The sequence below is a fragment of the Micromonospora sp. WMMD961 genome, from assembly GCF_029626145.1.
Classification (GTDB): Bacteria; Actinomycetota; Actinomycetes; order Mycobacteriales; family Micromonosporaceae; genus Micromonospora.
In genome coordinates this window covers 6,912,683-6,931,750 of sequence record NZ_JARUBJ010000002.1, presented here as the reverse complement: position 1 = coordinate 6,931,750, position 19,068 = coordinate 6,912,683, and the positions used below count along the sequence as shown (strand labels likewise).

Sequence of the window (19,068 nt, the reverse complement as noted above, 5' to 3'; positions counted from 1 at the left end):
GGTCCGGGCGGCCGTTCGTGGTTCAGGCCTGGAAGTAGTGCCCTTCGTCCAGGTCGGCGATCAGACCGGGGTGGGTGGGGGTCCAGCCCAGCAGCTCGCGCGTGATGGCGGACGACGTCGGATTGTCGATCTGCGCGAACGATCCGAGGAAGCCGAAGTACTCGTTCGCCTCGTCGGAGCTGATGCTTCGGACCGGGATGTCGAGGTTGCGGCCGATGGCCTCGGCGATTTGCCGGAAGGGGACTCCCTCGTCGGCTGCCGCGTGCAGATGCGTACCGGCCGGGGCCTTTTCGAGGGCGAGTCGGTAGAGCTCGGCCGCGTCGAGCGTGTGCACGGCCGGCCAGCGGTTGGTGCCGTCGCCGACGTAGGCGGCGTACCCGTTGCGCCGGGCGGCAGCGATGATGGTAGTGATGAAGCCGTAGCGGTCGAGCGAACTGTGCACCGTCGGCGCGAGCCGAACGATGGAGCTGCGCACTCCGCGGGCGGCGAGGCCGGCCACGAGGTTCTCCGCGTCGATGCGGTAGCCGCTCGGGAAGGTGTCGCGTTCGGTGCCGGGTCGACCGACGATGCCGCCCATCGCGAGCATGGCCGTCCCGCTCGTGCCGACCAGGGGCTTGCCGGAACCGTCCAGGCCGTCGGCGAGTGCCGTGAGGGCGTCCAGGTCGGCCTGGGCTGCACCGGCAAGGTCACCGTCGAGCATGAGGTCGTGGCGGAACGCCAGGTGGATGACCCCATCGGCGGCGGACGCCTCTTCCCGAAGCACGTCGAAGTCGGACAGGTCGCCCCGGTGTGCCTGAGCGCCGAGCTTCTCGATGGCGGTGGCGGATGTGTCGGAGCGGGCCAGGCCGACGACCTGGTGGCCGGCGGAGAGCAGTTTCGGGACGACTGCGGAGCCGAGATGGCCGGAGGCGCCCGTGACGAGTACGCGCATTGTGGTTCCTTCGTGAGTGCCAATGTCACCTTGTGACATCACCGTACCTCGCGCGATGTCACACCGCGACATGGCGACGGATTTAATGTCGCAGTGTGACATCGGATACCATCGCCAGATGGCTCGCTGGCAACCAGACGCGCGCGGCCGCCTGGAGGCGGCCGCCTTCGAGCTGTTCCGCGAGCGCGGCTTCGAGCAGACGACGGTCGCCGACATCGCCGCCCGTGCCGGTCTCGACAAGCGCACCTTCTACCGACTCTTTGGCGACAAGCGCGAGGCTCTCTTCAGCGGCAGCGGGCGCGTGGAGGAGGTCCTTGCCCGGGCGGTGACCGAGACCGACGCCGGCCCCTTCGAGGCAGTCGTCACCGCCTTCCGCCGGGTGGCGGAGGAGGTCTTCGCGGACCGTCTCGAACTGGTCCGGGCGCGGCAGACCATCATCGAGAGCAGCCCCGAGCTGCAGGAGCGTGAACTGCGCAAGTCGGGATCGCTGGCGGCTGTGGTCACCGCCGCCCTGCGTGCCAAGGGCCTCGACGAGACCACTGCCACTTTGGCCACCGAGTCAGGTGCCACGGTCTTCCGGGTCGCATTCGCCCGCTGGATCGCGCCCGACAGCGACGCCCCGCTCTCCGACCTGATCGCCGAGGTGGCCACCGAGCTACGCGCTGTTACGTCGGCCTCGACCGAAACGCCCTGACGAGCCGTCTCGTCGGTGGTGAAGGTTTTCACACATGCTTGTCCCGGTTCGGCGGGCCGGGCGCATACTTGCGATCGACCGGTACCCCTTCTCGAGGACTGGATCGTCGTCATGAGCGCACCGCTGCGCCCGCGTCCGGCCGCCCCACAGGGGCCCGCCACCTCGCGGGATCGCGCCGTTCCCGGCGCCCGCGCCACCTCCCGTCTGCTCACCGTCGGAGTCATCGGCTCCGGTCGGGTCGGAGCCGTGCTGGGCGCCGCGCTCGCCGCCGCCGGGCACCGTGTGGCCGCCGTCACCAGTGACTCCGGGGCCAGCAGAGCCCGTCTCGCCCTGCTGCTGCCCGAGGTGCCCCGCCGCCCGGCCGCCGCTGTGGCCCACGCCGCCGCCGATCTGCTGCTGATCGCGGTGCCGGACGACGCGCTGGCCGGGGTGGTCGCCGACCTCGCCGAGCGGGGCGCGCTGCACCCGGGCCAGGTGGTCGCGCACACCTCCGGAGCGCACGGGCTGGACGTCTTGGCCCCGGCCCTCGCCGTGGGTGCCCGGCCGCTCGCCCTGCACCCCGCCATGACCTTCACCGGTACGCCGGACGACTTGGCCCGGCTCGACGGCATCTCGTACGGGGTGACCGCCCCGGCGGAGTTGCGCCCGCTGGCCGCCCGGCTGGTCGCCGACCTGGGTGGCGTGCCCGAGTGGGTGGCCGAGATGGACCGCCCGCTGTACCACGCCGCGCTGGCGCACGGCGCGAACCACCTGGTGACCCTGGTGAACGAGGCGACCGACCGACTGCGCGACGCCGGGGTGGCCCGGCCGGAGAAGGTGCTTGCCCCGCTGCTGCGCGCCGCGCTGGAGAACGCCTTGCGGCTCGGCGACGACGCGCTGACCGGCCCGGTCTCCCGGGGCGACGCGGGCACCGTGCAGCGGCATCTGGCCCGGCTGGCGGCCACCGCCCCGGAATCCGTCCCCGCGTACCTGGCGTTGGCCCGACGTACCGCCGACCGGGCGATCGCCGCCGGTCGGCTGCGGCCGGTGGACGCGCAGTCGCTGCTCGGGGTGCTGGCCGACATAGGTCGGGAGGTGGCCGCATGACGCTGCTGGTGCACACGCGCGCCGAGTTGGCCGAGGCCCGGGCCGCCCTGAAGGGCACTGTCGCAGTGGTGATGACCATGGGCGCGCTGCACTCCGGGCACGAGACGTTGCTGCGCGCGGCCCGCGAACAGGCCGACCACGTGCTGGTGACGATCTTCGTGAACCCGTTGCAGTTCGGGCCGAACGAGGACTTCGACAGTTACCCGCGCACCCTCGCCGCGGATCTGGAGGTGTGTCGGCGGGCGGGGGCGGACCTGGTCTTCGCCCCGTCGGTGGCCGACATGTATCCGGACGGCCAGCCCAACGTACGTCTCGACCCGGGCCCGCTCGGCGCGGAGCTGGAGGGCGCGAGTCGCCCCGGCTTCTTCCACGGCGTACTCACTGTGGTGTTGAAGCTGCTCCAGCTCACCCGGCCGGAACTGGCGTTCTTCGGCGAGAAGGACTATCAGCAGCTCACCCTGGTCCGGCGGATGGCCCGCGACCTGGACGTGCCGGTCGAGGTGGTCGGCGTGCCGACCGTCCGGGAGCCGGACGGGTTGGCGCTGTCCAGCCGCAACCGCTACCTGAGCGAGCCGGAGCGGGCGGCGGCGCTGAGCCTGTCGGCCGCGCTGCGGGCCGGTGCACGGGCCGCCGACGAGGGCCGTGACGCGGGCGCGGTGCTGACCGCCGCGCACGCCGCGTTCGGTGCCGGCACGCCCGGCGCCCGCCTCGACTACCTGGTGCTGACCGACCCCGAGCTGGAGCCGGGGCCGGTGTCTGGGCCGGCCCGGCTGGTGATCGCCGCCTGGGTGGGCACCACCCGGTTGATCGACAACGCGGCCATCCACCTCGCCCCGCGCCCCTGACCCGGCCGCACCGACCTCCACCAACCTTGCGAAAGGCCACCCCGATGTTGCGGACCATGCTCAAGTCGAAGATCCACCGAGCCACGGTGACCCAGGCCGACCTGCACTACGTCGGTTCGGTGACAGTGGACGAGGATCTGCTCGACGCCGCCGACCTGCTCCCCGGCGAGCAGGTGGCGATCGTGGACATCACCAACGGTGCCCGGCTGGAGACGTACGTGATCCCAGGCGAGCGGGGCAGCGGCGTGATCGGGATCAACGGTGCCGCCGCGCACCTGGTGCACCCCGGTGACCTGGTCATCCTCATCTCGTACGGGCAGATGGACGACGCCGAGGCCCGGTCGTACCGCCCACGGGTGGTGCACGTGGACGCCGACAACCGGGTGATCGAGTTGGGCGCGGACGCGGCTGCGGTGGCCCCCGGCATGGTCGGCGACCCGGTGCCGAGTCCGCTGGCCGTGTCCGCTGTCTGATCCCCCGCGCGGCGATTCCGGTCTGTCACCGGAAGGTCATTAGCGGTTACCCTGGGGTACTGGCGTAAGCCGGTCGGTGGCTGGGGGAGGCCGCGATGCGCCGTGCCATGACGACAGTGATCGTCGCTGCCGGGGCAGCGTTGCTGCTGGTCGGCTGCGCGGGTGCCGGTGGCCTGGACGGTGATCTCACCGACGACTGGGCGGCCCTGCCGCCACCGTCGGCGTTCACCCCGTCCGCCGGTGTGTGCCAGGCCGCCGACTTCACCGAGGTGGTCACGCTGGCCAGCTACGAGCCGGTGGACTGCGCCGGCCCGCACCGGGTGGAGACCGTGCACGTGGGTGCGTTCCCCGTCGAACGGGCCACTGCCCCGGCGGGCGACTCGACCGAGCTGCGGGGCGCGTTCGCCGAGTGTGACACCCGGGCGACCGGCTACGTGGGCGACGACTGGCGGGCCGGTCGGCTGCGGCTGTCCGTGGCGCTGCCCTCCGGGCCGGGCTGGGGTGCGGGTTCCCGCTGGTTCCGGTGCGACCTGACCGAGTTGAGCACGACCGAGGCGGGGGCCACCGTGGTCGTCCGCTCCGGGAGCCTGCGGGACGCGTTGAAGGGGCCCTCCGGGCTGCGGCTCGGTTGCCAGCAGACGCGCACGGCCGCCGGCCGGAGCGTCCAGACGCTGATGCCGGTGGAGTGCGCTCGACAGCACGACGCCGAGTTCGTCGGCGTGTGGCGCGCGCCGGACACGGCGTACCCGACCCGGGACTCCGACTGGGCTCCCCTCTACACCGGCTGCCGCAGCGCCCTCAGCCGGTACGTCGGCGTGCCGGACGACGCCGACCTGCGCTTTCGCAGTGGTGTGGTGGTCCGTCCACCCGGTGCGGGGCGCTGGAAGGTCGGTGACCGGGGGGTGCGCTGCTACCTGTGGCTCAGCGACCGTACGGTGACCGCCTCGCTGAAGGGCGCGGGCCCGGCCGGCCTTCCGGTCCGGACGAAGTGACCGTGAGCCCCCGCCCGGCGCGTGGCGGACGGCGGCGGACGGGGTAGCCGAAAACACTCGTCCCGCCCCCGCCGCCCCGGGCGAGGATGGTTCGGGTTGACTGGGAGGATGGACGTTCCGACCGTCGACCTGCCGGCCCTCCCCGCGTTGCTGGCCGCGCCCGCGCCCGGCTGGGTGGAGACCACCGACGTGATCGTGGTGGGGTCCGGGGTGGCCGGACTGACGGCGGCGTTGCACCTGCGCGAGGCGGGCCTGCACGTCACGGTGGTCACCAAGGTCAATATCGACGACGGTTCGACCAGGTGGGCCCAGGGCGGAATCGCCGCCGTGCTCGACCCGACGGACACCCCGGCGGCGCATGCCCGGGACACCGAGATCGCCGGGGTCGGGCTCTGTGACCCAGCTGCGGTCCGGGTGCTGGTCGAGGAGGGGCCGACCCGGCTGCGCGAGCTGATCCGCATCGGTGCCGAGTTCGATCGCCACCCGGACGGCTCCCTGATGCTGACCCGCGAGGGCGGGCACCGGGCGGACCGGATCGTGCACGCGGGTGGGGACGCGACCGGCGCGGAGGTGCAGCGGGCTCTGCACGCCGCGGTGCAGCGCGACCCGTGGATCCGCTTGTTCGAGCACGCTCTGGTCCTGGACCTGCTGCGTGCGCCGGGTGACGGCCCGGACGGCCTCGGCCCGGCCTGCGGGATCACTGTGCACGTGCTCGGCGAGGGCAGCGAGGACGGCGTCGGCGCGTTGCTGGCCCGGGCGGTGGTGCTCGCCACCGGTGGGATGGGGCAGATCTTCTCGGCCACCACCAACCCGGCGGTCTCCACCGGCGACGGGGTGGCGCTGGCGATGCGGGCCGGCGCGGCGGTGACCGACGTGGAGTTCGTCCAGTTCCACCCGACCGCCCTGATCACCCCGTCCGGCGCGGGAGTGCCCGGGGCCGGGCACGCGCAGCAGCCGTTGGTCTCCGAGGCGCTGCGCGGCGAGGGCGCGCACCTGGTGGACTCCGACGGCAAGCGGTTCATGGTCGGCCAGCACGAGTTGGCCGAACTGGCGCCCCGGGACGTGGTGGCCAAGGGCATCCACCGGGTGTTGCTGGCGTCCGGCGCGGACCACGTCTTCCTCGACGCGCGGCACCTGGGTGGGGACTTCCTGGCCGGGCGGTTCCCCACCATCGTGGCGTCCTGCCTGGCGATCGGGGTGGACCCGGCGACCGACCTGATCCCGGTGGCGCCGGCCGCCCACTACGCCTCCGGCGGTGTCCGCACCGACCTGCGTGGTCGTACCTCCATCCCCGGCCTGTACGCGTGCGGAGAGGTGGCCTGCACGGGTGTGCACGGCGCGAACCGGCTGGCCAGCAACTCGCTGCTGGAGGGTCTGGTCTTCTCCCGGCGGATCGCCGAGGACATCGCCGCCGGCCTGCCCGAGCAGATGCAGCCGGCGGACGCCGGTGCCTGGCGTGGCGGTGTGGGTTGGGTACTGCCGGCCGAGGTGACGCCGACCCTGCAACGGTCGATGACCCGAGGCGCCGGGGTGCTCCGGTCCGCGACGACGCTGGCCGAGACGGCCGGAACGCTCACCGAGCTGGGCGTGGCCCGGGGCCGGCCGCGGACCGCCGACTGGGAGGCGACGAACCTGCTCACCGTGGCGTCGACACTGGTGGCCGCCGCGTACGCGCGCGGTGAGACCCGGGGCTGCCACTGGCGGGAGGACTTCCCGACGGCCGACGAGCGGTGGCTGGGCCACCTGGTCGGGTCGGTCGGGGCGCAGGGCCGGGTGACGCAGCAATGGGAGGAACGGTCATGACGGAGTCGACGGAGACGGCGTTGCGTGCGGCCGGTCTGGATCCGGCCCAGGTGCGGCGGGTGATCGAGACCGCGCTGGTCGAGGATCTGGGTCCGGATTTCCTCGACGTCACCAGCGTGGCCACCATTCCGGCGGAGCAGACCGACACCGCCGACCTGGTGGCCCGCGCGGACGGGGTGGTGGCCGGGATGGCCGTGGCCGCCGCCGTGTTCGAGCTGGTGGGCGAGGTGACGGGCTTCGGTCGTACCGTCGAGGTGTCGGTGCTGGCCCGCGACGGCGAGCGGGTGGCCCGCGGCGACGTGCTGGCGACGGTGACCGGCCCGACCCGGCTGCTGCTGACCGCCGAGCGGACGGCGCTCAACCTGCTCTGCCGGATGTCCGGGGTGGCGACCCACACCCGCGCCTGGGCGGACGCCCTGGCCGGCACGAAGGCGATGGTGCTGGACACCCGTAAGACGACGCCGGGCCTGCGGGCGTTGGAGAAGTACGCGGTGCGGGCCGGTGGGGGCACCAACAAGCGGATGGGCCTCTACGACGTGGCCATGATCAAGGACAACCACAAGCTGGCGGCCGGGAGCATCACGGCGGCTTTCCGGCGGGTCCGGGAGTCGTTCCCGGAGGTGCCGGTGCAGGTCGAGGTGACAGGAGTCGACGAGGCGGTGGAGGCGGTGGAGGCCGGTGCGGACTTCCTGCTCTGCGACAACATGACGCCCGAGGTGCTGGCCGAGGCGGTCGCCGCGGTGGGTGACCGGGCCGAGCTGGAGGCGACCGGTGGGCTGACCCTGGAGGTGGCCGGCCGGTACGCGGCGACCGGTGTCGACTTCCTCTCGGTGGGTGCGCTGACCCACTCGTCGCCGATCCTGGACATCGCGCTGGACCTGCGCATCGAGTAGTTGTCTAGGCTGCGTGCGTGCTGCTCTGCATCGACATCGGAAACACCAACACCGTGCTGGCGACCTTCGACGGCGACAAGCTGGTGCACTCCTGGCGGATCAAGACCGACGCCCGTTCGACGGCGGACGAGCTGGGCCTGATGTTCCGGGGCCTGCTCGCCGGGGACAACGTCGAGATCACCGGTGTGGCCGCCTGCTCCACGGTGCCGGCGGCGCTGCGGTCGCTGCGCACCATGCTGAGCCGCTACTACGCCGACCTGCCGAGCGTCGTGGTCGAGCCCGGGGTACGGACCGGGGTGCAGTTGGCGATCGACAACCCGAAGGAGGTGGGCGCCGACCGGGTGGTGAACACCCTGGCCGCGTACACCCTCTACGGCGGGCCGTCGATCGTGGTGGACTTCGGCACCACCACCAACTTCGACGTGATCAGCGAGCGCGGTGAGTTCCTCGGTGGGGCGTTCGCCCCGGGCATCGAGATCTCGTTCGACGCGTTGGCCGCCCGGGCCGCGCAGCTGCGCAAGGTCGAGGCCACCAAGCCCCGATCGGTGATCGGCAAGAACACCGTGGAGTGTCTCCAGGCCGGCCTGTACTTCGGCTTCGCCGGCCAGGTGGACCGGATCGTCGAGCGGATGACCGAGGAGTTGGGCGAGGTGCGCGCGGTGATCGCCACCGGTGGCCTCGCCTCTCTGGTGATCAACGAGTGCCGGAGCATCACCCACCACGAGCCGATGATCACGTTGATCGGCCTGCGGATGGTCTACGAGCGCAACCGGTGACCCGGTCGGCTCCGGCGGCGGTGGCCGCGCGGGGTGTCAGCGCCGCCGGGCCCGCAGGACGATCGTGCGGTACGGCAGCTCGACGGTCTCCCGGCCGGTCAGGTCGGGGTGGGTGGCCAGCAGATCCCACAGCTCCTGGTCGATCGTCGTCCGCAGTTCGGGCGTGGCGGTGAGCCAGTACGAGCGGGTGTGCAGCATCGCGACGATCTCGTCCGGCGTGAGCGTGCTGTGGTGGGTGAACTCGCCCAGCTCGATCGGGCCGAACGCGGGGCCGAAGTCGGCGTACCTCTCGACCACGTTGCCGGCATTGTCTCCCAGGTGCGCGATCCGGCCCAGCTCGGCGACCCAGTCCACCCGATCGTCACGCATGTTCCAGATCGGGGCGAACGTCCCACCGGGCCGCAGCACCCGCGCGATCTCGGTGTGTGCCGGCTCCCGGTCGAACCAGTGGTACGCCTGCCCCACCACCACCGCGTCCGCGACTCCGTCGGGCAGGGGCACCGACTCCGCGCCGCCGGCCAGCGCCGTGAGCCCCGGGGTGGCGGCCGCCAGTTGGGCACGCATGTCGGCGTCCGGTTCCACCGGGGTCACCTCGTGGCCGAGGGCGAGCACCCCGCGGGTGAGGATGCCGGTGCCGGCGCCCAGGTCGACGACGCGGGCGGAACTCCCCACCCCGTCCAGCGCCCACCGCACGGCCGCCTCCGGATAACGGGGCCGAAACCGGTCGTAGTCCGCCGCCGCCGCGCCGAATGAGAGAGCCTGAGTGTGATCCGCCATGCCGGGCAGGTTATCCGTTAACGACCCCCTGAGCGCTTGAGTACGCTCGGGCCTGACCCCCTGTATCTCCCGTGACGAGGAAGCGTGCCGTGAGCGAGCAGAACCCCGTGCCAGTGGACCCCGCAGACGACCTTCCCGAGCAGATGAAGGTCCGCCGGGAGAAGCGGGACCGGATGCTCGCCGAGGGCGTCGAGCCCTACCCGGTCGGTTTCTCCCGCACGGCCACCCTGGCGCAGGTCCGGGAGCGCTACGCCGACCTGCCCACCGACACCGCGACCGGTGACCAGGTCGCGGTCACCGGTCGGGTGATCTTCGTGCGTAACACCGGCAAGCTCTGCTTCGCGACCCTGCGGGACGGCGACGGCACCGAGTTGCAGGCGATGCTCTCCCTGGACCGGGTCGGGCCGGAGCGGTTGGAGGCGTGGAAGCGCCTGGTCGACCTCGGTGACCACGTCGGCGTCACCGGCGAGGTGATCACCAGCCGCCGCGGTGAGCTGTCGGTGCTGGCGCAGCAGTGGGAGATGACCGCGAAGGCGCTGCGCCCGCTACCCGTGGCGCACAAGCCGCTCTCCGAGGAGGCGCGCGTCCGGCAGCGTTACGTCGACCTGATCGTCCGGCCGCAGGCACGGGAGATGGTTCGTACCCGGGCTGCCGCCGTACGCAGTCTGCGCGATTCACTGCACGGGCAGGGCTTCGTCGAGGTGGAAACGCCGATGTTGCAACTGCTGCACGGTGGTGCGGCGGCCCGACCGTTCGTGACCCACAGCAATGCGTTGAACACCGATCTGTATCTGCGAATCGCTCCGGAACTGTTTCTCAAGCGCGCCGTCGTCGGTGGCGTCGACCGCGTCTTCGAGATCAACCGCAACTTCCGTAATGAGGGTGTCGACTCTTCGCACTCACCGGAGTTCGCGATGCTGGAGACGTACCAGGCCTACGGCGACTACGACACGATGGCCGAGTTGACCCGCAATCTCGTGCAACAGGCAGCGGTCGCCGTCAGCGGCTCGACGGTGGTGACCCACGCGGACGGGCGAGAGTTCGACCTGGGCGGCGAGTGGCGATCCGTGACGCTGTTCGGTGTGCTTTCCGAAGCGCTGGGTGAGGAGGTAACGGTCCGCACCGACCGTTCCCGCCTGGTGGAGTACGCGGACAAGGTGGGATTGGCCGTGGACCCGAAGTGGGGCCCGGGCAAGTTGGCCGAGGAACTGTTCGAGGAACTGGTCGTCCCCGGCCTCGAGGCGCCGACCTTCGTGCGGGACTACCCGGAGGAGACCAGCCCGCTCACCCGCGCACACCGCACGGAGCCGGGCCTGGCCGAGAAGTGGGACCTCTACGTGCTCGGCTTCGAGCTGGGCACGGCGTACTCCGAGCTGGTCGACCCGGTCGTGCAGCGCGAGCGGCTGGTGGCCCAGGCGCAGTTGGCGGCCCGTGGCGACGACGAGGCGATGCGTCTCGACGAGGACTTTCTTCGGGCGATGGAGTATGGAATGCCGCCGGCCGGCGGTATGGGAATGGGAATCGACCGGCTGTTGATGGCCCTGACCGGGCTTGGAATTCGGGAAACGATCCTCTTCCCGTTGGTCCGCCCCGAGTAGTCTCGCCCGGCTCGCGCCGAGCCGTAACGGCATCCTATTGACGGGACGAGCAGAGTACGGGTTATTGTGCTCTCGTTAGCAGGAGCACCCTGCTCGAAAGGAATGTGGGACGTGGCCAAGCAGATCATTCACAAGCTGGTCGATGACCTGGACGGCGGGGACGCTGACGAGACCGTCAAGTTCGCCCTCGACGGCGTTCAGTACGAGATCGACCTGTCGAAGGCGAACGCCGCTAAATTGCGCGACGCTTTTGCCTCGTACGTGGGGGCCGGCACCAAGGTCGGTCGTGGTGGCGTCGTGATCGGTGGGCGTGCCGCCCGCGGTCGGGGTGGCGCGACCGCCGACCGGGAGCAGAACAAGGCGATCCGGGAGTGGGCCAAGAAGTCCGGCAAGGACATCTCGGACCGGGGTCGTATCCCCCAGGAGATCGTCGACGAGTACCACGCGAAGCGCTGATCCGTCAGCAACCAGGTGGCCACCCGCCATCGCAGGCGACACGACGCCGGGCCGGAGTACCTCTCCGGGCCGGCGTCGCCGCATCTGCGGGCCGGGCAGCAGTGGGCGGCCGGGGCAGCAGCCGGCGTCCGGCAGCAGTGTGCGGCCGGGAAGCATTCGGCACCCGGCGGCGTTGTCCACAACCAGTGGAGCAGCTATCCACATCCTGTGGACAACCTCCCCGAGGACGGGCGCGGCGTTCGTCGCGACCCCCGGTTCCGCCCTCGCTGAGCCCTCCGGGGCCTTCCCGAGGCCCGGATCGGGCACCTGTAGGGCCCGTCGGATTTCGCTCTGCGCGTAGCGACAGGACTACCGGAACACGTCCTGAGCGCGGACGGTTGTCCAAAACGACGTGGAACCGACCCAGAGCAGAGACACACGACCTCAGCTGAGTCGGTCGGCGACGATAGAGTAAGGAGGCACGGACGCCCGTCCCGGACGTTCGTGCACCGGCCCCGCCAAGATCTTGACCATCAAGGCGCACGGCACGTGAGGAGCACGAGGGCATGTTCGAGCGGTTCACCGACCGAGCGCGACGGGTTGTCGTCCTGGCCCAAGAAGAGGCCCGGATGCTCAACCACAACTACATCGGTACGGAACACATCCTGCTGGGCCTGATCCACGAAGGTGAAGGCGTCGCGGCAAAGGCCCTGGAGAGCCTCGGCATCTCCCTGGAGGGCGTCCGCCAGCAGGTCGAGGAGATCATCGGCCAGGGCCAGCAGGCGCCGAGCGGGCACATCCCGTTCACGCCGCGGGCCAAGAAGGTGCTGGAGCTGTCGCTGCGCGAGGCGCTGCAGCTCGGCCACAACTACATCGGCACCGAGCACATCCTGCTCGGGCTGATCCGTGAGGGCGAGGGCGTCGCCGCCCAGGTGCTGGTGAAGCTCGGCGCCGACCTCAACCGGGTCCGCCAGCAGGTGATCCAGCTGCTCTCCGGCTACCAGGGCAAGGAGCCCGCCGCGGCGGGTGCCGCGCCGGGTGAGGCCGCGCCGTCGACCAGCCTGGTGCTGGACCAGTTCGGCCGCAACCTGACCCAGGCCGCCCGCGAGGGCAAGCTCGACCCGGTCATCGGGCGCGAGAAGGAAATCGAGCGGGTCATGCAGGTGCTCTCCCGCCGTACCAAGAACAACCCGGTCCTGATCGGTGAGCCCGGCGTCGGTAAGACCGCCGTGGTGGAGGGGCTGTCCCAGAAGATCATCAAGGGCGAGGTGCCCGAGACTCTGAAGGACAAGCAGCTCTACACGCTCGACCTGGGCGCGCTGGTCGCGGGTTCCCGCTACCGCGGTGACTTCGAGGAGCGCCTCAAGAAGGTGCTCAAGGAGATCCGCACCCGCGGCGACATCATCCTGTTCATCGACGAGATCCACACCCTGGTGGGTGCGGGTGCCGCCGAGGGCGCGATCGACGCCGCGAGCATCCTCAAGCCGATGCTGGCCCGTGGTGAGCTGCAGACCATCGGTGCCACCACCCTCGACGAATACCGCAAGCACCTGGAGAAGGACGCCGCTCTCGAGCGCCGCTTCCAGCCGATCCAGGTGGGTGAGCCGTCGCTGGCGCACACCATCGAGATCCTCAAGGGCCTGCGCGACCGCTACGAGGCGCACCACCGGGTGAGCATCACGGACGCGGCTCTCGTCGCGGCCGCGACGCTGGCCGACAGGTACATCTCCGACCGCTTCCTGCCGGACAAGGCGATCGACCTGATCGACGAGGCCGGTGCCCGGATGCGGATCCGTCGGATGACCGCGCCGCCAGACCTGCGTGACTTCGACGAGCGCATCGCCCAGGTGCGTCGCGACAAGGAGTCCGCGATCGACGCTCAGGACTTCGAGCGCGCCGCCCAGCTGCGTGACAAGGAGAAGCAGCTCCTCGGTCAGAAGGCGCAGCGGGAGAAGGAGTGGAAGGCCGGTGACCTGGACGTCGTCAGCGAGGTCGACGACGAGCAGATCGCCGAGGTGCTCGGCAACTGGACCGGCATCCCGGTCTACAAGCTGACCGAGGAGGAGACCTCGCGCCTGCTGCGCATGGAGGACGAGCTGCACAAGCGCGTCATCGGCCAGGAGGACGCGGTCAAGGCGGTCTCGAAGGCGATCCGGCGTACCCGGGCCGGCCTGAAGGACCCGAAGCGCCCGTCGGGCTCGTTCATCTTCGCCGGCCCGTCCGGTGTCGGTAAGACCGAGCTGTCCAAGGCGCTCGCCGAGTTCCTCTTCGGCAGCGAGGACGCCCTCATCCAGCTGGACATGTCCGAGTTCCACGACCGTTACACGGTCTCCCGGCTGGTGGGTGCCCCTCCCGGCTACGTCGGCTACGACGAGGGCGGGCAGCTGACCGAGAAGGTGCGGCGTCGGCCGTTCTCGGTGGTCCTCTTCGACGAGATCGAGAAGGCCCACCCGGACGTGTTCAACACGCTCCTGCAGATCCTCGAAGACGGTCGGCTCACCGACGGTCAGGGTCGGATCGTGGACTTCAAGAACACGGTCATCATCCTGACCACCAACCTGGGCACCCGTGACGTCGCCAAGGCGGTGTCGCTCGGTTTCCAGGCCTCGGAGGACTCCGAGTCCAACTACGACCGGATGAAGCAGAAGGTCAACGACGAGCTCAAGCAGCACTTCCGGCCTGAGTTCCTCAACCGGATCGACGACACCATCGTCTTCCACCAACTGCGCCAGACCGAGATCCTCTCGATCGTGGACATCATGATCCAGCGGATCGAGGGCCAGCTGCGCAACAAGGACATGGGTCTGGAGCTGACCGACAACGCCAAGAAGTACCTGGCGGCGAAGGGCTTCGACCCGGTGCTCGGTGCCCGTCCGCTTCGTCGCACGATCCAGCGTGACATCGAGGACAACCTCTCCGAGCGGATCCTGTTCAACGAGCTGACCCCGGGTCAGATCGTCGTGGTGGACTGCGAGGGCGACCCGAACGACATCGACAAGTCCAAGCTCGTCTTCCGGGGCGCGGAGAAGCCGGTCGAGGTTCCGGACGCCGTGCCGGCCGACCTCGGTGGCACCGCCGCCGGGACCGCAGCAGCGGGCGCCGACGAGTAGCACGACCAGCAGCAAAGGCGGGGCCCCGGTGGCATGAGCCACCGGGGCCCCGCCTTTGCGCTACCCCCCCCCACAGGTCACGCCCACCTTGCCCGGCCCGCCCCGCGTTCCAGCGCGCCTGCCCCGCGCCGGCCGCACTTGCGCTCGCGCCGTATCGCCCGGGCTTTCTCCGCACGATCGCACAACATCCTGGATGTAGTGGCCTCCAACGGTGCGCGAGACCACTACATCCAGGATCGAGCACGACCTTGGGCCGGCCATCCGAGCCGCAATCTGCGGCGGGCGGCGTGCGGCGGGCGGGCCGGGCCGGGTCGAGGCGCTGCCGGGTCGAGGCGCCGGCGGGGCGGGGCGCGGGCGGGGCGGGGCGCGGGCGGGGCGGGGTGCGGGCGGGGCGGTGGCTGTGCGGGGCGGGCCGGTCAGGTGGCGAGGTCGGCGGTGGGGTGGGACGGGCCGTCGCCGACGAGGCGGAAGCTGTCGGTGCCGGCTGCTTCGACAAGTCCGTCCTGGACCAGACCGGCCAGGGCGCGGGCGCGCTGAACGTCATCGATCCAGACCTGGTCCAGCCGTTGGTGTGGGACCGGCCCGGTGGACTCCCGTAGCACCCCGAGCAGCAGGCCGCGTACCTGTCGGTCGGTGCCCGCGTACCGCTGGGTTCGGCGGGTTGGCCCGGCCGGCGCCTCCTGGCCGGCGGCCCGCCACGCGCAGATCGACTCGACCGGGCAGGCCGGGCAGCGCGGTGACCGCGCTGTGCAGATCACCGCGCCCAACTCCATGAACGCGGCGCTGGCCAGTGCCGCCGCGGCCGGTTCGGCCGGCAGTAGTTCTTCGGTGGCGACCAGGTCGGCGGGCCGGGTGACCGGTCCGGCGTCCGGCTCGCCGGCCACCGCCCGGCAGACCACGCGGCGCACGTTGGTGTCGACCACCGGGTGCCGCTGCCCGTAGGCGAAGGCGGCGACCGCCCGCGCCGTGTAGGTGCCGACGCCGGGCAGTGCGAGCAGTTGCTCCAACCGGTCCGGCACCTCGCCGCCGTGCCGGTCCACGATCGCGACGGCGCAGTCCCGCAGCCGGACCGCCCGACGGGGGTAGCCGAGGCGTCCCCACATCCGGATCGCCTCGGCCTGGGTGTCGGCCGCCAGCGCCGCCGGGTCCGGCCACCGGGCCAGCCACGCCTGCCAGGCCGGTACGACTCGGACGACGGGCGTCTGCTGGAGCATGACCTCGCTGACCAGGATGGCCCACGGGGTGACCCCGGGCTCACGCCATGGCAGCTGACGGGCGTGCTGCTGGAACCACCGGCTGACCACTGTGGCGAAATCGGGTTGAGTCATGGCGTCGTCGATGATGTCACGCGCTGCGATCCCGCTGGATGGGCGGCTCGGGCGGGGTGCCGTGGCGGGGCTGGTCCGATCGGAGAGAATGCGCGGATGAACGAGCTCGCGATCACCGTCATCGGTCGGGACCGGCCGGGCATCGTGGCCGACGTCGCCGAGGTGCTGGCCGGACTGGGCGCCAACCTCACCGACAGCACGATGACGCGGCTGCGGGGGCATTTCGCGATGACCCTCATCTGCACCGGGCCGGCCGCCGCCGAGGTGGAGGCCGCGTTGGCGCCGCTGGCCGCCGGGGGTCAACTGCTGGCGACGGTACGCGCGGTCACGCCGGACGGCGACGTGCCTCCGGTGGGTGAGCCGTACGTGATGGCGGTGCACGGTTCGGACCGGATGGGCATTGTCGCGGCGATGACGCGGGTGCTGGTCGACGCCGGAGGGAACGTCACCGACCTGAGTACGCGCTTGGCTGGTTCGCTCTACGTGGTGCTGGCCGAGGTCGAGTTGCCGGCCGGTGTGGCGGACGCGCTTGTCGACCGGCTGACCCGGACGGCTGGCGAGTTGGGCGTGGAGGTCACGCTCCGGCCGGCGGACCCGGATCTGTTGTGAGCGGCGAGGAGAACGGGCCGGATGCCGGTCTGGGCGATTGGACACCGGAGTCGCTGGCCGTGCCGGGTGAGGTGCGGCCGGTGGTGTCGGCCCCACATCCGGTGTTGAGCCGGGCTGCCGAGGTGGTCGACCCGACCGCGAAGGAGACGGTCCAGCTCGCGGCCGACCTGGTAGCGACGATGCGGGTGTCGCCGGGCTGCGTCGGGCTGGCCGCGCCGCAGATCGGGGTGGGCGCTCGCGTGTTCGCCGTCGACGTGACCGGTCACCCGAAGGCGGTCACGGTGCATGGCACGTTCGTGCTCTGCAACGCCCGCGTGGTCGAGGCGACGCGGTGGAAGCCGGGCCGGGAGGGGTGCATGTCGGTGCCGGATCTGACCGGGGACGTGAAGCGGGCCAGCCGGCTGGTGGTGGAGGGCGACCTACCGGGCACGGGCGATCTGGTCCGGCTGGTGACCGACGGGTTCGAGGCGCGGGCGTTGCAGCACGAGATCGACCACTGTGCGGGCCTGCTCTTCCTGGATCGGGTGGCCGGTGCGCACGCCGTCTACCAGCGAAAGGTCTACCTCTGATCGGCTGCCGGGCGACCCGCTTCACTGTCCTGAGTGGAGGGTGGAACGTGCGCCCGAAGGTGGCTCCGGCGCGTCGCACCGTGCTGGCGGGCGGGGCGCGACTACGGTGGGGGGCATCATGCGTCTGACGGTCGGCCCCCTGCCACCCGCTGTGTACTGGCGGCGTCGCGTCGTCGTACTCGGAGCCGGGCTTCTCTTCCTGATTGTCCTGCTTTATTCGTGCACCCACTCGGGTCGTTCCGGCGGTCGGGATCCGGCGGCGGGAGGTTCCCCGTCGGCGACGTCCGCTGCGACGTCTGATCCCGGCGGGCCGGTGCTGACACCGCAGACCGGGGGTCCGTCGCCGTCCGCGTCTGCCGACTCAGGCGCGACGAACCCGAGCCCGGCGGTCACCAGCAACGACCCTCCGCTGGGCGCGGCAGCTGGCTCGGAAGACGACGGCACCTGCACCAACGACGAGATCAGTGTCGTCTCGGTGGCCAGCCCGACAGCCGTCCAGCGAGGGGCGCTGGTCGACCTGCAGCTCAAGATCAAGAACACGTCGGACCGGACGTGCAGCCGGAACGTCGGTGCCGAGGCCCAGGAGATCTTCGTCAAATCCGGTGCGGAGAAGATCTGGTCCTCGGACACCTGCGGCAAGGCCCAGGGCTCGGACCCGCAGTCCTTCACGCCAAACTTCGAGCGTTCCTACCAGGTGGTCTGGAACGGGCGGGACACCAGCCGATGCGACGGCAGCGGGCTGGCCGCCGGGCCGTTCCCGCCCACCGGGTCGTACCAGGTGTTCGCCCGGGTCGGCACGAAGCTCAGCGCACCGACGAAGCTCACCATCACCGGCTGACCCGGCTCCAGGCGTAGCACCGAACCGGGTCAGACGTAGCGTTCCAGGATGGACGCCTCGGCGAGCCGGGACAACCCCTCACGGACGCCTCGGGCCCGGGCGTCGCCGACCCCCTCGACGGCCTGCAGATCCTCCACGGTCGCGCCCAGCAGCCGCTGGAGGCTGCCAAAGTGCACCACCAGACGGTCGACCACCGCCACCGGCAGCCGGGGCACCTTGGCCAGCAGTCGGAAGCCCCGTGGGCTGACTGCGGCGTCCAGAGCGTCGGACGCGGCCGGGTAGCCGATCGCCTTGGCCACCGACACCAGGTCGATCAACTCGGTCGCGCCGAGCAGGTCCAGCTCGACAAGTGCCTCGTCCAGGGTGCGCGACTTGCGGCCGACCGGGAGGTAGTCCCGGATGACCAGCGTCCGGTCGGCGTCCACGCCGGCCATCAGCTCGTCGAGCTGAAGGGCGAGCAGACGGCCGTCGGTGCCCAGCTCCACCACGTAACCGGCGATCTCGTCGGCGATCCGGCGAACCATCTCCAGTCGCTGCACCACGGCCACCGCGTCCCGGACGGTGACCAGATCCTCGATCTCCAGTGCGGAGAGCGTGCCGGAGACCTCGTCCAGCCGGAGCTTGTAGCGCTCCAGGGTGGCGAGGGCCTGGTTGGCCCGGGAGAGGATGGCCGCCGAGTCGTCCAGCACGTGCCGCTGCCCGTTGACGTAGAGGCTGATGATCCGCATGGACTGGCTGACCGAGATGACCGGGTAGCCAGTCTGCCGGGCCACCCGCTCAGCGGTGCGGTGCCGGGTGCCGGACTCCTCCGTCGGGATGGACGGGTCGGGCATCAGGTGCACGGCTGCCCGGACGATCCGGGTGCCGTCGCTGGAGAGCACGACAGCGCCGTCCATCTTGCACAGCTCGCGGACCCGGGTCGCGGAGAACTCCACGTCCAGTGGGAAGCCGCCGGTGCACAGACCCTCGACGACCTTGTCGTAGCCGAGCACGATCAGCGCACCGGTGCGACCGCGCAGGATGCGCTCCAGGCCGTCGCGCAACGCCGTGCCCGGAGCCATCAGGGCGAGGTTGGCCCGCAACGGGTCCCCGGCACTCCCGGCGGCGCCTGCGGTCACGCTCACGCTGATCGGGCGGGCGGGCGAGCCCACGGCGCCGGTGCGGGCCTGAGGCGGCGCGCCGGCTGGCTTGGTGGTATCGCGGTCGATCGGCACGGGCACAGTCTACGGACTGCCGTGCGGTGGGTGCTGTCGTGGTTACTGTGATGTGTCACGATGCGGCCCTTCCACCCAGTTTCCCCCTTGCGACGCG

The 19,068-nt window shown here is 71.1% G+C and carries 18 protein-coding genes; 14 read left to right on the top strand and 4 right to left on the bottom strand.

Annotated features, from left to right (window positions below):
* Positions 1-22: 22 nt before the first annotated feature.
* Positions 23-931 (bottom strand): SDR family oxidoreductase, encoded by a 909-nt coding sequence (locus O7614_RS31795; protein WP_278142035.1) that lies wholly within the window; start codon positions 929-931, stop codon positions 23-25.
* Between the two features lie 118 nt (positions 932-1,049).
* On the opposite strand from O7614_RS31795, the gene O7614_RS31790 reads away from it, so the two are divergent.
* The 8 genes from O7614_RS31790 (at position 1,050) to O7614_RS31755 (ending at position 8,493) form a co-directional block, all read left to right on the top strand.
* Entirely contained in the window at positions 1,050-1,625 is a 576-nt protein-coding gene (locus O7614_RS31790) for a TetR family transcriptional regulator (RefSeq protein WP_278142034.1), read from the top strand.
* A 111-nt stretch (positions 1,626-1,736) separates the two neighbouring features.
* On the top strand, positions 1,737-2,711 hold the full coding sequence (locus O7614_RS31785) for a Rossmann-like and DUF2520 domain-containing protein (RefSeq protein WP_278142033.1): 975 nt from the start codon (positions 1,737-1,739) through the stop codon (positions 2,709-2,711).
* Entirely contained in the window at positions 2,708-3,556 is an 849-nt protein-coding gene (panC, locus tag O7614_RS31780; RefSeq protein ID WP_278142032.1) for a pantoate--beta-alanine ligase, read from the top strand. The genes O7614_RS31785 and panC overlap by 4 nt, the downstream gene beginning before the upstream one ends.
* Positions 3,557-3,600: 44 nt before the next feature.
* Positions 3,601-4,029: an aspartate 1-decarboxylase gene (gene panD, locus O7614_RS31775; RefSeq protein ID WP_278142031.1), complete on the top strand. Its 429-nt coding sequence runs from the start codon at positions 3,601-3,603 to the stop codon at positions 4,027-4,029.
* A 95-nt stretch (positions 4,030-4,124) separates the two neighbouring features.
* On the top strand, positions 4,125-5,021 hold the full coding sequence (locus tag O7614_RS31770; RefSeq protein WP_278142030.1) for a septum formation family protein: 897 nt from the start codon (positions 4,125-4,127) through the stop codon (positions 5,019-5,021).
* Between the two features lie 108 nt (positions 5,022-5,129).
* A complete protein-coding gene (locus tag O7614_RS31765) occupies positions 5,130-6,824 on the top strand; it encodes an L-aspartate oxidase (protein WP_278142029.1) in 1,695 nt (564 codons plus the stop codon).
* A complete protein-coding gene (nadC, locus tag O7614_RS31760) occupies positions 6,821-7,717 on the top strand; it encodes a carboxylating nicotinate-nucleotide diphosphorylase (protein WP_278142028.1) in 897 nt (298 codons plus the stop codon). Before O7614_RS31765 ends, nadC begins: the two co-directional genes overlap by 4 nt.
* Positions 7,718-7,734: 17 nt before the next feature.
* On the top strand, positions 7,735-8,493 hold the full coding sequence (locus O7614_RS31755) for a type III pantothenate kinase (protein ID WP_145778613.1): 759 nt from the start codon (positions 7,735-7,737) through the stop codon (positions 8,491-8,493).
* A 36-nt stretch (positions 8,494-8,529) separates the two neighbouring features.
* Here the strand turns inward: O7614_RS31755 and O7614_RS31750 are convergent, their stop codons facing one another.
* Complete coding sequence (locus O7614_RS31750) at positions 8,530-9,270, bottom strand: class I SAM-dependent methyltransferase (protein ID WP_278142027.1); 741 nt, start codon at positions 9,268-9,270, stop codon at positions 8,530-8,532.
* 89 nt (positions 9,271-9,359) lie between these two features.
* On the opposite strand from O7614_RS31750, the gene lysS reads away from it, so the two are divergent.
* The 3 genes from lysS (at position 9,360) to O7614_RS31735 (ending at position 14,413) form a co-directional block, all read left to right on the top strand.
* Positions 9,360-10,868 (top strand): lysine--tRNA ligase, encoded by a 1,509-nt coding sequence (lysS, locus tag O7614_RS31745; RefSeq protein WP_278142026.1) that lies wholly within the window; start codon positions 9,360-9,362, stop codon positions 10,866-10,868.
* A gap of 111 nt (positions 10,869-10,979) precedes the next feature.
* Complete coding sequence (locus tag O7614_RS31740) at positions 10,980-11,324, top strand: Lsr2 family protein (RefSeq protein WP_145778616.1); 345 nt, start codon at positions 10,980-10,982, stop codon at positions 11,322-11,324.
* A 545-nt stretch (positions 11,325-11,869) separates the two neighbouring features.
* Positions 11,870-14,413, top strand: coding sequence for an ATP-dependent Clp protease ATP-binding subunit (locus O7614_RS31735; protein ID WP_145778617.1), 2,544 nt, complete (start codon positions 11,870-11,872; stop codon positions 14,411-14,413).
* A gap of 416 nt (positions 14,414-14,829) precedes the next feature.
* Here O7614_RS31735 and O7614_RS31730 read toward each other — a convergent pair whose 3' ends face one another.
* A complete protein-coding gene (locus tag O7614_RS31730) occupies positions 14,830-15,741 on the bottom strand; it encodes an A/G-specific adenine glycosylase (protein WP_278142025.1) in 912 nt (303 codons plus the stop codon).
* 96 nt (positions 15,742-15,837) lie between these two features.
* On the opposite strand from O7614_RS31730, the gene O7614_RS31725 reads away from it, so the two are divergent.
* The 3 genes from O7614_RS31725 (at position 15,838) to O7614_RS31715 (ending at position 17,757) form a co-directional block, all read left to right on the top strand.
* Entirely contained in the window at positions 15,838-16,350 is a 513-nt protein-coding gene (locus tag O7614_RS31725; protein WP_278142024.1) for an ACT domain-containing protein, read from the top strand.
* On the top strand, positions 16,347-16,919 hold the full coding sequence (locus O7614_RS31720; protein WP_278142023.1) for a peptide deformylase: 573 nt from the start codon (positions 16,347-16,349) through the stop codon (positions 16,917-16,919). Before O7614_RS31725 ends, O7614_RS31720 begins: the two co-directional genes overlap by 4 nt.
* 118 nt (positions 16,920-17,037) lie before the next feature.
* Positions 17,038-17,757, top strand: coding sequence for a hypothetical protein (locus tag O7614_RS31715; protein WP_278142022.1), 720 nt, complete (start codon positions 17,038-17,040; stop codon positions 17,755-17,757).
* A 29-nt stretch (positions 17,758-17,786) separates the two neighbouring features.
* Here O7614_RS31715 and disA read toward each other — a convergent pair whose 3' ends face one another.
* Positions 17,787-18,971 (bottom strand): DNA integrity scanning diadenylate cyclase DisA, encoded by a 1,185-nt coding sequence (gene disA / locus O7614_RS31710; protein ID WP_145778622.1) that lies wholly within the window; start codon positions 18,969-18,971, stop codon positions 17,787-17,789.
* Between the last annotated feature and the right edge of the window lie 97 nt (positions 18,972-19,068).

Bases quoted from the DNA above. Each gene is read 5' to 3' on its own strand.
- O7614_RS31790 (WP_278142034.1), top strand. From the start codon at position 1,050: ATGGCTCGCTGGCAACCAGACGCGCGCGGCCGCCTGGAGGCGGCCGCC.
- O7614_RS31735 (WP_145778617.1), top strand. From the start codon at position 11,870: ATGTTCGAGCGGTTCACCGACCGAGCGCGACGGGTTGTCGTCCTGGCC.
- O7614_RS31795 (WP_278142035.1), bottom strand. From the start codon at position 931: ATGCGCGTACTCGTCACGGGCGCCTCCGGCCATCTCGGCTCCGCAGTC.
- O7614_RS31750 (WP_278142027.1), bottom strand. From the start codon at position 9,270: ATGGCGGATCACACTCAGGCTCTCTCATTCGGCGCGGCGGCGGCGGAC.
- O7614_RS31765 (WP_278142029.1), top strand. From the start codon at position 5,130: ATGGACGTTCCGACCGTCGACCTGCCGGCCCTCCCCGCGTTGCTGGCC.
- O7614_RS31730 (WP_278142025.1), bottom strand. From the start codon at position 15,741: ATGACTCAACCCGATTTCGCCACAGTGGTCAGCCGGTGGTTCCAGCAG.
- O7614_RS31770 (WP_278142030.1), top strand. From the start codon at position 4,125: ATGCGCCGTGCCATGACGACAGTGATCGTCGCTGCCGGGGCAGCGTTG.
- O7614_RS31715 (WP_278142022.1), top strand. From the start codon at position 17,038: ATGCGTCTGACGGTCGGCCCCCTGCCACCCGCTGTGTACTGGCGGCGT.
- panC (WP_278142032.1), top strand. From the start codon at position 2,708: ATGACGCTGCTGGTGCACACGCGCGCCGAGTTGGCCGAGGCCCGGGCC.
- O7614_RS31785 (WP_278142033.1), top strand. From the start codon at position 1,737: ATGAGCGCACCGCTGCGCCCGCGTCCGGCCGCCCCACAGGGGCCCGCC.
- nadC (WP_278142028.1), top strand. From the start codon at position 6,821: ATGACGGAGTCGACGGAGACGGCGTTGCGTGCGGCCGGTCTGGATCCG.
- panD (WP_278142031.1), top strand. From the start codon at position 3,601: ATGTTGCGGACCATGCTCAAGTCGAAGATCCACCGAGCCACGGTGACC.
- O7614_RS31725 (WP_278142024.1), top strand. From the start codon at position 15,838: ATGAACGAGCTCGCGATCACCGTCATCGGTCGGGACCGGCCGGGCATC.